The organism is Pantoea vagans (assembly GCF_001506165.1).
In the GTDB taxonomy this organism is placed as follows: Bacteria; Pseudomonadota; Gammaproteobacteria; order Enterobacterales; family Enterobacteriaceae; genus Pantoea; species Pantoea vagans_C.
Genome location: NZ_CP011427.1, coordinates 416,335 through 429,117, shown reverse-complemented (window position 1 = coordinate 429,117; position 12,783 = coordinate 416,335). Strand labels below are relative to the sequence as shown.

The window sequence follows — 12,783 nt, the reverse complement described above, 5'->3', positions numbered from 1 at the left end:
ATCTTAAAAACGATTAGCCAAAATAAAGGGTGACCGAATGCAAATACTGACTTCGCGACAACACCGTTTAGTCAAAATGCTGTTGCAACACGCTGCACCGCAGCCGACCAAAGCGTTAGCTTTACAACTTGGCGTGTCAGAGAAAACCATTCAACGCGATTTGCAGTGGCTGGAGAGCTGGCTAAGTGGATGGTCAATGGTGCTGGAAAAGACGCCGGGACGCGGCGTACGTCTGCGGGTTGATGACATTCAGCAACGCTTGCAGCTGGAGCAGCAGTTAAACGGCGATGAGAGCAGCGCCGATGCGCTGGGGCAAAACAGCCGCAGAGTGAAGATTGCCTCACAGCTGTTGAGCGATGCGCCACGCGCCACCTCCATCAGCAAGCTGTCAGAGCGCTATTTTATCAGCCACGCTTCGATCGTGAATGATCTGAAAGTGATCGAGGAGTGGCTGCAACCTTTGGGGCTAACGCTGCAGCGCGGGCCTGGCGGTACGCACATCGAAGGGGATGAACACACGCTGCGTCAGGCAATGGTGTCACTGATTAATGACGTGATGCAGCAAAATGTCGCCGGAACGCCGCTGCTACCCCGGCTCGATCCCGGTAGCCAGCAAGCGTTGGTGCATTATTTTGGCGATGAGGATGTGGCTTTTGTGCAGGCGCTGCTACAGCAGATGGAGCAGCAGCTGAGTTACCCACTGGGCGATGCCTGGTACCTGAATCTCTGCACGCATATTCTGATCATGATGCATCGTATGGCGCAGGGCAACGCGCTCGCCCTTGCTACCTCAACCACCGCGCAGGATCTCGACCAGCGCATCCTGATTATCGCGCAGCAGATGGTGGTGCAGATTGAGCAGCGGATGTGCTGCGCGCTGCCTAAAGATGAAGTCGGATTTATTTATCAATATATCGTTTCATCCGGCATTGTGGTGGAAGAGCGTGGGGATAATGCCCCGGTGCATAATCAGTTTTCCACCGCAGAGTCCGTAAAAATAACCTGTGAATTAATTGATCGGTTTTCCGCTTTTATTCAGCAAGATTTAGCACAGGACCGGTTATTATTCGACGGACTGCTGGTACATATAAAGCCATTATTAAATCGACTCAAATATCATATTCACATTCGTAATCCCCTGCTGGAGGATATTCAGCAGGAAATGAAGGGAATATTTTCCCTGACCCAACAGGCGATGCAATTAACCGCCCGGACGCATGCCCTTTCGCCCGTGGCAGATGATGAAATCGGCTACCTCTGCGTACATTTCCAGGCAGCGCTGGAGCGGCAAATTGCCCATAAACGCATTCTGGTGGTGTGCTCCAGCGGCGTGGGGACCTCTCATCTACTGAAAAGCCGTATTTTGCGTGCCTTCCCAGACTGGGAAATTGCCGGCGTGGTCTCTGCCAGTAATCACGCGGCGTTTTGCCAGAACCAAACGGTGGATTTAGTGATTACCACGATTCATCTCGACGCCGGCGCGATTCCGGCGGTGTATGTCAGTGCATTTTTTAACGATGACGATATTCGGCGAGTGACTGACGCCATGATTGGCAGCCAGCTGCCGGACGGCGCGCCCTGCGCCTTGGCTGAACATTAATTGAATGAGGTAGCACCCATGGATATTTCCCGCATTCTCACGCCACGCCGCGTTAATCTGGCGCTGACCGCGACCACTAAAGAAGAGGTGATTAATGAACTCACCGATTTGTTGTATCAGGACGGTGCCATCACCGATCGTGCAGCCTTTATTGAAGACGTCTGGCTGCGTGAGGCCGAAGGGTCGACCGGTTTTGAAAACCACGTCGCCATTCCGCACGGCAAATCTTCTGCGGTTCTCCACACCACGCTCGCCATTGGTCGTACCCAACAGGATATCCCGTGGGAAACGCTTGATGGCAGCCAGGTGCGCTGCATCATCCTGTTCGCTGTGCGACTGGAAGATCAGAACACCACCCATATTCGCCTGTTGTCGCAGGTGGCCAGCGCGCTGGCCGATGATGAGGTGATAGCCCAATTGCTGGTGGAAAACGACCCCAGCAATATCATCCGGCTGTTTAGTCAGTACGCCGAAACCGACCTCTGTTAACACCCAACTCTCTGAGGTGACACATGAATATTGTCTGTGTAGCGGCCTGCACGGCAGGCATCGCGCATACCTATATTGCGCGCGAAAAACTGATTAAAGGGGCTCACGCGCTGGGCCACACCATCCACGTCGAAACCCAAGGCACCATCGGTACTGAAACGGCGCTGACGCGTGAAGATATTGACGCCGCTGATGTGGTGATCCTCGCCATTGACGTGAAGATCAAAGGCGAAGAACGCTTCCAGGGCAAACCCATCGTACGAGTGAAAACCGAAGTGGTGATTAAGTCACCGGTGAAATTCCTCGAAAAAGTGGCGGATTCACTGGCGCGTGCCTGAGGAGATCCACCATGAACGAGAACAAACGTCAGTATGGCCAGGAGATCAAAGGCCACTTGCTCACCGGGATTTCGTGGATGATCCCGCTGATCGTCGCCGCCGGGATCTGTATCGCGCTCGGCCAGGTGATCGGCGGCCCGGATGTTGGTAAGCATCCTGGCACTATCGCCTGGATGTTGAACCAGATCGGCGGCTGGGGCATGGGGCTGATCGTGCCGTTGATCAGTGCGGCGATCGCCTACTCAATTGCCGATCGACCCGGCTTTGCACCCGGTTTAATTGTCGGCTTTATTTGCGGCCAGATTGGTACGGGTTTTATCGGCGGTATGCTGGGCGGCTTCCTCGTCGGTTACACCGTGCTGCTGCTGCGCCGCACGATCAAGCTGCCGCAGTCGATGCAGGGGTTGATGCCGATTATGGTGCTGCCGGTGCTGAGCACCATCATCGCCGGGTTGTTGATGATGACCTTTATCGGTCAGCCGATTGTCTGGCTACAGAAGGCGCTGATTCACTTGCTGGAATCCATGCAGGGCGGATCAAAATTTGTGCTGGGCGCGGTATTGGGCGCGATGGCGACCTTTGACTTCGGCGGCCCCATCAATAAAACCATGTCGCTGTTCGCCGACGGCATGTTGGTTGATGGCATCTACGGCCCGGAAGCGGTGAAGTTTGTCGGCTCGATGATCCCACCGTTTGGTATCACGCTGTCGTATCTGCTGACACGTCATAAGTACACCAAAGCGGAAAAAGAGGCGTTGAAGGCCGCCTTCCCGATGGGCATCTGCATGATTACCGAAGGCGTGATCCCGATTGCAGCACGTGACCTGCTGCGCGTGGTCGCCAGCTGTGTGGTGGCCTCTGCCATCGCCGGGGGCCTGATCATGGTGTGGGGCGTAGAAGCGCCAGTGCCGCACGGTGGGATGTTCGTGGTGCCACTGTTCACCAAACCCCTGATGTTCTGTCTGGCACTGGGTATCGGTACGGCTGTATGTGGCGTGATGCTGTCGCTGATGAAAAAACCGGTGACGCAGGCCGATGAAGAGTTCGATGACGTGGAAGCCCCTGGCGTCCGCGATGAAGAGATCAAATTCACACTGGAATAAGGAGCCACCATGTTTGCCATGATGAATGACCTGATTCAGGCCGCCGCCAAACAGCAGTACGCAGTCCTGGCGATCAACTGCTTTAACCTTGAAACCGCACGTGCGGCGATTCAAGCCGCAGAACAGCAGCGCGCCCCGCTGATCCTCAATGTGTATCAGGGGCACAGTGCGCATTTTCCACCCGCCGTGGCCGTGCCATTAGTACAGGCGTTGGCCGGTGCCGCAACCGTGCCGGTGGCGCTGGCACTGGATCACGGCAAAGCCTTCCCGCTGATCGGCCAGGCGTTTCGCGCCGGGTTTACCGGGCTGATGATCGATGCCTCTGCCGATCCGCTGGCTGAGAACATTCGCCAGACTGCGGCAGTGGTGAAGATGGCGCACACGGCGGGCGTCTGTGTTGAAGGTGAGTTGGGCCACATTGCGGATGCACCCACTTACGAGCTGGCGGATGCCTCGGTGAAGATGACGCAGGTTGCGGATGTGCTGCCGTTTATCGAGCAGACCGAGATTGATTTGCTGGCAATTTCCGTCGGCACCGCGCATGGCCTTTATCCTGCCGGAGTGAAGCCGAAGATCGATTTCCAGCGTTTGCAGGAGCTGCATGCGGTTTCCACACGCCCCTTGGCGCTGCACGGCGGATCGGGTACGCCGGCCGAAGATATTCGCCGTGTCAGTCAATATGGCGTGGCCAAAATTAACGTGGGCGCGGCGGTATTTGATGCCGGTAAAAATGCCGTTGAACAGGCGCTCAAGCAGCATCCACACGCGGAGCTGGCCGATTTGCTCGGGCTAATGGAATCCGCCTGCCGCGAGGTGGTGATTGAGTATTTGAGCTGGTCGGGATCGGCTGGCAAGGCGTAATACGCGCGTCTGGTCGCCATAAATGGCGACCCTGCAGGGTAATGACTCTGCCCGTAGGGTGCGCATATATGCGCACCGGTTAAACAGGCGCACGTCATTAACGCAGTGAGACGCATCAAAATTTAAATACCACTTTTCTATATCCATCATCGGGTCGGCGCGCGCGTCGGCTCTGGTAAAATTCACGTTAAGGAAATATTAACATGTTGATTTCAATGAAAAAAATGTTGTCACCTGCTCGTGAACATCGCTTTGCTATTGGCGCATTCAACGTGGCAGACAGCTGCTTTATCCGCGCAGTGGTAGAAGAAGCCGAAGCCACTAACACCCCGGCAATCATCTCGATTCACCCAAGCGAGCTGGAGTTTGTCACCGATGAATTCTTTGGCTATGTGCGTGAACGCACGTTGAAAAGCCGCGTGCCCTTCACTATCCACCTCGACCACGGCGCATCGATTGCCCAGGTGCTGCGGGCAATCCAATGCGGCTTCACCTCCGTGATGATTGATGGCTCATTGCTGCCTTATGAAGAGAACGTGGCGCTGACCAAAGAGGTAGTGAAACTGGCGCACTCGGTGGGGGTTTCGGTGGAAGGTGAACTCGGCACCATTGGCGATACCGGTACCACGGTGGAGGGCGGCGTAAGTAAAGTGATCTACACCGAACCGGCGCAGGCAGAAGATTTTGTGCAGCGCACCGGCGTCGATACGCTGGCGGTGGCCATCGGTACCGCGCACGGTATCTATCCGAAAGACATGAAGCCAGAGTTGCAGATGCATATCCTGAAAGATATTTCGCAGCGTGTGACCATTCCACTGGTGTTGCATGGCGGTTCAGCCAACCCGGATGCAGAGATTGCCGAAGCGGTGACGCTGGGCGTGGGTAAAATCAATATCTCCAGCGATATGAAATACGCTTACTTCGCCAAACTGCGTGAGATTCTGGCGCGCGAAACCTGGTGGGATCCCAACGTGATTTACCCGGACGCGATTGCTGCCGCTAAAGCGGTGATTCGCTACAAGATGAATCTGTTTGGTGGCTTGGGGAAAGCGGGGCTGTATCGTTAAATGTCCTGGTGTGCATAAATGCGCACCCTACATTTATGGTCGCGATTTCTGACCTGGTGCTCGTCAGTTTAGCGCTTTCGGTCGCCATAAATGGCAACCCTACGACGGTCGAGTAGGGTTTTTGCAGGGTCGCCATTTATGGCGACCTCGTTGTTTACTTGATCACACCCAACCACTGCTGCGCAATCTGCGCATATTCACCGGTCGCGGTGCTGAGATGCAGCCACTGATCGACATACAGCTTCCAGCTCATATCATCACGCGGGATCATATAAGCCTTCTCACCATACTGCATGGGCTTGTCCGGATTGATGGCGCACAGCGTCGGATAGTGCTTCATCTGGAACAGGGCTTCTGACGCATCGGTGATCATCACATCGGCTTTTTTATCCACCAGCTGCTGGAAAATGCCCACGTTGTCGGCCAGTTGCAGCGTCGAGTGTGGCAAATGGCTGTGCACAAAGGCTTCATTGGTGCCGCCAGCCGGTTCAATCACGCGGACGCTGGGTTGGTTAATCTGCTCAACGGTCTGGTATTTGTCTTTGTCATCGCAGCGTACCAGCGGGATTTTTCCATCCACACCCAACGGTTCGGCGAACCAGGCAATCTGCTGGCGCTTCAGCGTGACGGACACCCCACCGAGGGCGATATCGCACTGCTTCGCGACAAAATCGTCGCTCATGGTTTTCCACGTGGTGGGCACCCACTGCACTTTGGCCCCTAAGCTTGCCGCCAGTGACTGCGCCATGCTGATATCCAGCCCCTCATACTGACCGTCGCTGCGCAGATAGCTATAGGGTTTGTAGTCACCGGTGGTACAGACTTTCAGGGTTTTACTGCTACGAATTTCATCGAGGTGAGACTGCGCCGAAGCCGTGCCTGTCACCAGAAGTAATGCACTCAGTATCGCGGTTTTCATGGATTCTTCTTAATTGTGTTGATGTTGGTTTGCCTGCGGATTGTTTCATGAAGCGCCGCATTATTGCTTTATTAGCAAAAGTCTTGTGATCAATCACGCATTTTTCTGCTTCGCCTGCGCGCGTAGAGTGTGCGCCATTAACGAATAACGGAGCGAATCATCCATGAGCAATATTTTAATTATCGATGGCGGTAAAACCTTCGCCCACTCAAAAGGCGAGCTGAACCACACGCTGACGGACGTCGCCGCCAGCCAGTTGCGTGACCTCGGCCATAACGTTGTGGTGACGGTGGCTGACAGCGATTACAACGTGGCAGAAGAAGTGCAGAAATATCTCGACAGTGACGTGGTGATCTACCAGATGCCAGGCTGGTGGATGGGCGAACCCTGGACCGTGAAAAAGTACATCGATGATGTGTTTACCGAAGGCCACGGCGCACTGTATGCCAGCGATGGCCGCAGCCGCAGCGATGCCAGTAAAAAATACGGCTCAGGCGGCCTGATTCAGGGCAAAAAATATATGCTGTCGCTGACCTGGAACGCCCCGCTGGAAGCCTTTACCGATCCCGAGCAGTTCTTTGAAGGTGTCGGCGTTGACGGCCTGTACCTGCACTTCCACAAAGCCAATCAGTTCCTCGGTATGGAAGGCCTGCCCACCTTTATCTGTAACGATGTGATCAAAATGCCAGACGTGCCACGCGATATTGAGCGTTATCGGACTCATCTCAGCCAAATCTTTGCTTAACTTTAAGCACACCGGGAAAAGAGGAAGCACTATGTTAACTGTCGTTGCAGAGATTTGTATCAAGCCAGGCCGTCGTCATGTGGTGCTGGAAGCCATCAACAAACTGATCCCTACCGTGCTGGAAGAGGAAGGTTGCCATCAGTACGATGCGCTGGTCGATCACCAGGCGCAGGTGCCGTGGAAGCACAATTCACCGGACTCGATCTTTATGCTGGAACAGTGGGAATCGTTGCGCCATCTGGAGCAACATCAACAGATGCCGCATATGGATGCGCATCGCGCCCTGATTAAAGATGATGTGGTGGATGTGAAGATCCTGGTGCTGGAGCCGGTTCGCTGATCCGCTCGCGCCTCTGCCCTGGCAGAGGCTTTTTTATTACAGCAGTTGGTTTTGCTCAATCTTCTCGCGCAGAAAATCAAGAAAACAGGTAATGCGTGAAGTGAGAGACTGATTACGGTAATACACCGCATGGATCGGCAGACGCAACTCACGCGTGTCACTCTCCAGTACCTGCACCAAATCACCGCGCGCACGATCCTCACGGGTGACAAAATCGGATAAGCGCGCAATGCCCTGCCCCGCTAACGCCAGTTGTCTCAGCGTCTCTCCGCTGGAAGCTAACAGCGTGGGTTTGACCTGTAAAAACTCCCCCTCCCGCTGCCACACCGGCCAGACATTGTGCGCATCTAACTGACTAAAACCGAGCCGCTGGTGGGCAGACAGTGCCTCCACATTGACCGGCGTGCCGTGATGTTGCAGATAACCTGGGCTGGCCACTAAACGCGTCGCACTGCTGCCCAGCACGCGGGCGCGCAGCGTCGAATCACGCAGTTCCCCAACGCGAATCGCAATATCGGTCTGCTGTTCCAGCAGATCGATCATGATGTCGTCAGTGTTTAACTCCAACTGGATTTGCGGAAAACGCTGCCGAAACTCCGCCACCAGCGGCACAATCACATGCAGCATAAAGGGAGCGTTAGCATTCACCCGCAAGCGGCCAGAAGGGATATCGCGGCGTTGGGCAATCTGCTCTTCTGCCAGCTCCACCGATGAGAGGATCTGCCGCGCATGATCGAGGAAGATCAGCCCCTCCTCAGTCAGCGCCAGCCGCCGGGTGGTGCGATGCAGTAAGGTGGTTTGCAGCTTGGATTCCAGGCGGCTGAGCGCCCGACTGATGCCAGAACTGGTTTGTTCGAGATGATCGGCGGCTGCGGTGATCGATCCCGTATCCACCACCGCCACCCAGGCGCGTAACTCTTCCAGCGTGATTTTCAAAATTCCTGTCCTCAGAGCTATACCCAGCTTGGCATGCGCAACATTTGTCTGCGGCAGCATAGCACAATGCTTCGACTGCCACGGCCAGCGACGGGTTAAACACGGAGGACAGGCTCAACGTAAAACAGAAACAGCGGGAATGGACTGGCGATTGAAGCGTCCGCCCACAGCACGTTCAAGCTGTGCCGCCAACTGCAACAGTGCGCCATCATTTTCCTGACGCGTCTGGAAATGCATGCCAAGAGGAATACCGGATTCCTGCCAGGCCAAAGGAATCGAGATACCCGGCGTGCCCGTCAAGCTGGCCAACGGTGTGTAGGAGAACAATTCCCATAAGCCATAAAACCAGTCCAGAACATCTGGGTTGTCACTCAGAGTCAGATAACGTTTGTCTCCCAGCAAAGGTGTGGGGCCGGAGAAAGTAGGGGTCAAAATCATGTCCCACTCCTGATAAAACTGGCCAAGTTTGCGTGATGTGGTGTTGAACACATCCTGCATCAGCCAGCGCTGGTGGTAGGACATCTCGCGCCCTTTCTGCCAGATTTTGATGTTGATGGGCTCAAACTGATCCTCTGGCGGGGCTTGCAGACCTCTTTTCTCCAGCAAACGCTGAATAGATTCTGCGAAGTTGCTGATATAGCAGGTCGTTTGCGCCTCAAATGCAGCGGCAAAATCGATGTCAGGCGTCACCCACTCCACCTGATGCCCTAGCTCCTGCAATAGCCGCACCGTTTGTTCTAACTGCTGCACAAAGTGTGGAGCAGCATGATAATCGCCCCACTGATGTGAGACGGCAATTTTCAGCGGGGCGGGATCGCGCTGAATCAGGTCACCATAAGGGATATCGGGCTGCCAGTAAGGCATAAACTCACCGGGCGCGCCGCCACGGCAGCGGTCAATAAACAGCGCGGAGTCACGCACCGAGCGGCTTACGCAGCCCTGTGTCGACACATAGCCAGTTATATCTGACAGACCCGGCGCGATGGAAAACACCCCGCGCGTGCTTTTCAAACCAATCAAGCCATGTGAACCTGCCGGAATGCGAATCGATCCCCCGCCGTCAGTCGCATGCGCTAACGGCAACACACCTGCCGCCACGGATGACGCCGCTCCCGCCGAGGAACCAAAGGTGGTGTAATCGGTATTCCACGGGTTACGAACAACATAGATATCGGGATTTTCTGCCGACCCCGCCACACCAAACTCAGGCGTTGCTGAGCGGCCAATCAGGTTCAACCCTGCGGCACGAATTTTTTCGGTGAGAAACGCATCCTCAGTTGCGCGGTTGCCCTGCATAAATTTCGAGCCCTGCTCTTGCAGCCGCCCTTTCAGCGTGGGGCCAAGATCTTTGATCAACATTGGCACGCCGCAAAACGGGCCATCAAGGTTCGTATTGTCGGCAGGATGGGCGATGGCATCATCAAACATCTCAACCACGGAACTGATGTGCGGATTCACTTTTTCGACGGCCGCTTTGGCCTGTGAAGCCAGCTCCTGTGCAGATACCTCGCCGCGTTTGACCAGGATGGCCAAGTCAGTGGCATCACAATCGACCCACTCTTCCCAACTCATGATGGTATTCATGTTGTTAGCTCCTTTCGCGTCTCTTAATCAGGTTTTCACCGTCACGGGGGTGGCATGACGCTGGCGCTCACGAATCAACAGCACCGAAGCAATACACAAGAGATTGGCGGTAATCAGGTAGTAACCCGGTGACACCGGATTGCCCGTGGCCTTAATCAGCCAGGAGAAGATGATTTGTGCCGTACCGCCAAACAGCGTAATGCCAAAGGCATAAGCGATGGAGAAACCGGTAGAACGCACATAGCGTGGGAAGTTTTCACACAGCACCACCAACACGCCAGAACCACTGATGCACTGCAAGGCGGCGAACACCGCAATCACACTGAAAAATACCGTATCGCTTCGCCAGGTGTTGATGAGTTCCAGACCCGGGAGCAGCAAGATGAGCAGTAACACGCGCGGCGCGATGATGGTGATCTTGCGGCCAAAGCGATCGGCCATCCAGCCGCCAACCAGCGAGAAAATCACCACGCACACGCCTATCAACATGGTCGAGGCCATTGCCGTGCTGGAGGCAAAGTGCAACTCATTCAGCGCGTATGTGGTCATGTAATTGAGAAAATATTGGGTGATGGTGCTGCCTGACAGCATGAAGATACCGAGCAGGATCAAGCCGCGATAATTTTTAACGACTTCAGACAGCAGGCTACCCGTGGTCTTGGTCACTGCGGTGTTGTCGCTGTTAAAGGTTTCGCGCAGATTGCGGCGCAGATAGAGCGCGATAGGCAGAATAATCAAACCAAAGGCGAAGGGAATGCGCCAGCCCCAACTGGCCAGTTGTTCCGGCGTCAGCAGTTGTGTCAGCAGATAGCCAATCAACCCAGCGGTAATGCCCGCGAGGCCCTGCGCCACAATCTGCCAGCTGGCGAAAAAGGCGCGCTTGCCGTGCGGTGCCGCTTCCATAATAAAGGTGGTCGCTGGGCCCGCTTCTCCCCCCCATGCCAGCCCCTGCAACAGGCGCACCAGAACCAGTAAAATCGGGGCGGCAATCCCGAGGGTTTCATAGCCCGGCAAAATAACCAATCCCCCGGTGCCGATCGTCATAAATACCATGGTCAGCAACATCGCGGGTTTACGCCCCACGCGGTCTGCGTAGCTGCCAATAAAGATCGCCCCCAGTGGCCGCACCACAAAACCGATGCCGAAGATGGAAACGGATAATAACAAACTCAAAAAGGGATCGTGTGAAGGGAAAAACGCATTGCCAATTAACACAGCAAATGTCGCGTAGGCACTGAAATCAAAAAACTCGACCGCCGCACCCAGCACGACGGCCAACACTTCTTTGGGCGTTGCTCTTTTTTCACCCGTGTGGGTTTGAATATGATTCGACATTTCAGGCCATCCTCAATGTTGTACTCAAGCCAGCCACCAGAATTCCTTTGAGAACAAATTATCTCGCTCCCAAATGAAAGAATATTAATTACGGTCAGTAGGATGTGATGAGGTATTAACGTTGCCCTGTACCACCACGGTTAATGCTTTAAGTCTCATCTTGGTTACAGAGATATAACAAAGCGCAGAGGGCATCACTATCACCAATCTGCGCTTTTAGTGTCTACTAAATGTGAGCACTGCTGCGGTTCTCTCATGCATAAGCAAAAAGTATCATAAACGCCATCCCTATGATTTATAGTATTTTCCAATCAACACCCTCTGCAACAGCGCTTTATCTGGCATCAGAAAAATAACCATTACGGCACTAAATGTGTGCACCAGATCAATATTCGACATTATTGGTGCAGAAAAAATAAAATCTATAGCGTTGATAAAAAACCCATTTTTCTTATTTGAGAGCTAAAGAAATGTCATTTGCACAATAACAACGCCAGTGCGCCTGATTATGGAGCACCGCAAAGTGAATAAGAGGGAATATGCAGCTCAGAGCACTGAAATATTTTAGTCAGGTGGCGAAGTCAGCCTCACTCCGTGAAGCTGCTGATAAGCTGTTTGTCACTCCCACAGCGGTGACACGACAGATTGAATTACTGGAGCATCATTATGGTGCCTCACTGATTGAGCGCAGCCCACGCGGAATAAAACTGACGCGTGAAGGGGAATACCTGGCGCAAGCCGTGCAGGCAACGCTGCGGGAATTAGAAGGGGTGAAAGAGAAAATCGCTTCATCACAAAGCATCGTGTCTGGCTGTATTCGCATTTGTTCAGCTGAAAGCCTGATTGCGCCTTTTATTGCTCCCACGATGAATGACTTCCAGCGGCTACATCCCGGCGTCTGTTTCGATATTGACGTCGGTAGTGCACCGCATATTGCCGAGGCATTAATTAGCGATAAAGCGGACATTGCCCTGACTTTTTACATGCCCGTCAGTGCCGAATTGCAGGTGACGCACTCCTGTTCGCTCAAACACAAGATCTTGATGGCACCCAGCCATCGTCTTTCCAGTAAGAACGTGCTGACACTGCGGGACATCGCACAACATCCTCTCGCCATTCCGCCCTCGAATTTTTCCGTCAGGCAGTTGCTGGAGTCGGCAGCCAAGCGAGAAAATCTGGTTTTGGATATGCGCTTCGTGACCAATTCGATTGAAGTACAGAAGCGACTGGCGATGTTGGGTATGGCCCTGCTGATATTACCGCAGCTCAATGTGGGCGATATCAGCGATCAGGAAAAGCTCATCGCGGTCGCGCTGAGTGATAGCGTGATGGGAACGGTAAAAGTGGATCTGGGCTTGCCAAGACAGCGCACGCTATCAATGGCGACGAAGATTTTTCATGAGATGCTGGCGAAGCGGATTAATGCACAAAACGCTTAACAGGCGCTTGCCATCATGGTGATGGCA

General features: G+C 54.1%; 13 protein-coding genes. 9 read left to right on the top strand and 4 right to left on the bottom strand.

Going from position 1 to position 12,783, the window contains the following annotated elements:
• Window positions 1-37: 37 nt before the first annotated feature.
• The 6 genes from LK04_RS02070 to LK04_RS02045 all read left to right on the top strand — a co-directional run bounded on the left by LK04_RS02070 (window position 38) and on the right by LK04_RS02045 (window position 5,458).
• A complete protein-coding gene (locus tag LK04_RS02070) occupies window positions 38-1,600 on the top strand; it encodes a BglG family transcription antiterminator (protein WP_039328603.1) in 1,563 nt (520 codons plus the stop codon).
• Between the two features lie 18 nt (window positions 1,601-1,618).
• Window positions 1,619-2,089 (top strand): PTS sugar transporter subunit IIA, encoded by a 471-nt coding sequence (locus LK04_RS02065; RefSeq protein ID WP_039328602.1) that lies wholly within the window; start codon window positions 1,619-1,621, stop codon window positions 2,087-2,089.
• 23 nt (window positions 2,090-2,112) lie between these two features.
• Window positions 2,113-2,427, top strand: coding sequence for a PTS fructose transporter subunit IIB (locus LK04_RS02060; protein ID WP_039328600.1), 315 nt, complete (start codon window positions 2,113-2,115; stop codon window positions 2,425-2,427).
• Between the two features lie 11 nt (window positions 2,428-2,438).
• Window positions 2,439-3,530, top strand: a complete 1,092-nt coding sequence (locus LK04_RS02055; RefSeq protein WP_039328598.1) for a PTS fructose transporter subunit IIC — start codon at window positions 2,439-2,441, stop codon at window positions 3,528-3,530.
• Window positions 3,531-3,539: 9 nt separating this feature from the next.
• The gene (locus tag LK04_RS02050) at window positions 3,540-4,391 is read left to right on the top strand and encodes a class II fructose-bisphosphate aldolase (RefSeq protein WP_039328596.1); all 852 of its coding nucleotides are present in this window, start codon (window positions 3,540-3,542) and stop codon (window positions 4,389-4,391) included.
• A 203-nt stretch (window positions 4,392-4,594) separates the two neighbouring features.
• On the top strand, window positions 4,595-5,458 hold the full coding sequence (locus tag LK04_RS02045; RefSeq protein WP_039328594.1) for a ketose-bisphosphate aldolase: 864 nt from the start codon (window positions 4,595-4,597) through the stop codon (window positions 5,456-5,458).
• A 154-nt stretch (window positions 5,459-5,612) separates the two neighbouring features.
• On the opposite strand, the gene LK04_RS02040 is transcribed toward LK04_RS02045, so the two are convergent.
• Complete coding sequence (locus LK04_RS02040) at window positions 5,613-6,377, bottom strand: transporter substrate-binding domain-containing protein (RefSeq protein ID WP_039328592.1); 765 nt, start codon at window positions 6,375-6,377, stop codon at window positions 5,613-5,615.
• A 163-nt stretch (window positions 6,378-6,540) separates the two neighbouring features.
• Here LK04_RS02040 and LK04_RS02035 point away from each other — a divergent pair, with 163 nt between their 5' ends.
• Both LK04_RS02035 and LK04_RS02030 read left to right on the top strand, forming a co-directional pair.
• Window positions 6,541-7,122, top strand: a complete 582-nt coding sequence (locus LK04_RS02035) for an NAD(P)H-dependent oxidoreductase (protein ID WP_039328590.1) — start codon at window positions 6,541-6,543, stop codon at window positions 7,120-7,122.
• A gap of 31 nt (window positions 7,123-7,153) precedes the next feature.
• Complete coding sequence (locus LK04_RS02030; protein ID WP_039328588.1) at window positions 7,154-7,462, top strand: putative quinol monooxygenase; 309 nt, start codon at window positions 7,154-7,156, stop codon at window positions 7,460-7,462.
• Between the two features lie 36 nt (window positions 7,463-7,498).
• On the opposite strand, the gene LK04_RS02025 is transcribed toward LK04_RS02030, so the two are convergent.
• The 3 genes from LK04_RS02025 to LK04_RS02015 all read right to left on the bottom strand — a co-directional run bounded on the left by LK04_RS02025 (window position 7,499) and on the right by LK04_RS02015 (window position 11,317).
• The gene (locus tag LK04_RS02025; RefSeq protein ID WP_039328618.1) at window positions 7,499-8,398 is read right to left on the bottom strand and encodes a LysR substrate-binding domain-containing protein; all 900 of its coding nucleotides are present in this window, start codon (window positions 8,396-8,398) and stop codon (window positions 7,499-7,501) included.
• Window positions 8,399-8,512: 114 nt separating this feature from the next.
• The gene (locus LK04_RS02020; protein WP_039328587.1) at window positions 8,513-9,982 is read right to left on the bottom strand and encodes an amidase; all 1,470 of its coding nucleotides are present in this window, start codon (window positions 9,980-9,982) and stop codon (window positions 8,513-8,515) included.
• Between the two features lie 27 nt (window positions 9,983-10,009).
• Entirely contained in the window at window positions 10,010-11,317 is a 1,308-nt protein-coding gene (locus tag LK04_RS02015) for an MFS transporter (RefSeq protein WP_039328584.1), read from the bottom strand.
• Window positions 11,318-11,856: 539 nt separating this feature from the next.
• Here LK04_RS02015 and LK04_RS02010 point away from each other — a divergent pair.
• On the top strand, window positions 11,857-12,756 hold the full coding sequence (locus LK04_RS02010) for a LysR family transcriptional regulator (protein WP_039328582.1): 900 nt from the start codon (window positions 11,857-11,859) through the stop codon (window positions 12,754-12,756).
• Window positions 12,757-12,783: the final 27 nt, after the last annotated feature.

Excerpts from the sequence above, each read along its gene's own strand:
- LK04_RS02050 (WP_039328596.1), top strand. The coding sequence starts at position 3,540 with ATGTTTGCCATGATGAATGACCTGATTCAGGCCGCCGCCAAACAGCAG.
- LK04_RS02065 (WP_039328602.1), top strand. The coding sequence starts at position 1,619 with ATGGATATTTCCCGCATTCTCACGCCACGCCGCGTTAATCTGGCGCTG.
- LK04_RS02040 (WP_039328592.1), bottom strand. The coding sequence starts at position 6,377 with ATGAAAACCGCGATACTGAGTGCATTACTTCTGGTGACAGGCACGGCT.
- LK04_RS02030 (WP_039328588.1), top strand. The coding sequence starts at position 7,154 with ATGTTAACTGTCGTTGCAGAGATTTGTATCAAGCCAGGCCGTCGTCAT.
- LK04_RS02070 (WP_039328603.1), top strand. The coding sequence starts at position 38 with ATGCAAATACTGACTTCGCGACAACACCGTTTAGTCAAAATGCTGTTG.
- LK04_RS02015 (WP_039328584.1), bottom strand. The coding sequence starts at position 11,317 with ATGTCGAATCATATTCAAACCCACACGGGTGAAAAAAGAGCAACGCCC.
- LK04_RS02010 (WP_039328582.1), top strand. The coding sequence starts at position 11,857 with ATGCAGCTCAGAGCACTGAAATATTTTAGTCAGGTGGCGAAGTCAGCC.
- LK04_RS02055 (WP_039328598.1), top strand. The coding sequence starts at position 2,439 with ATGAACGAGAACAAACGTCAGTATGGCCAGGAGATCAAAGGCCACTTG.
- LK04_RS02035 (WP_039328590.1), top strand. The coding sequence starts at position 6,541 with ATGAGCAATATTTTAATTATCGATGGCGGTAAAACCTTCGCCCACTCA.
- LK04_RS02020 (WP_039328587.1), bottom strand. The coding sequence starts at position 9,982 with ATGAATACCATCATGAGTTGGGAAGAGTGGGTCGATTGTGATGCCACT.
- LK04_RS02060 (WP_039328600.1), top strand. The coding sequence starts at position 2,113 with ATGAATATTGTCTGTGTAGCGGCCTGCACGGCAGGCATCGCGCATACC.
- LK04_RS02045 (WP_039328594.1), top strand. The coding sequence starts at position 4,595 with ATGTTGATTTCAATGAAAAAAATGTTGTCACCTGCTCGTGAACATCGC.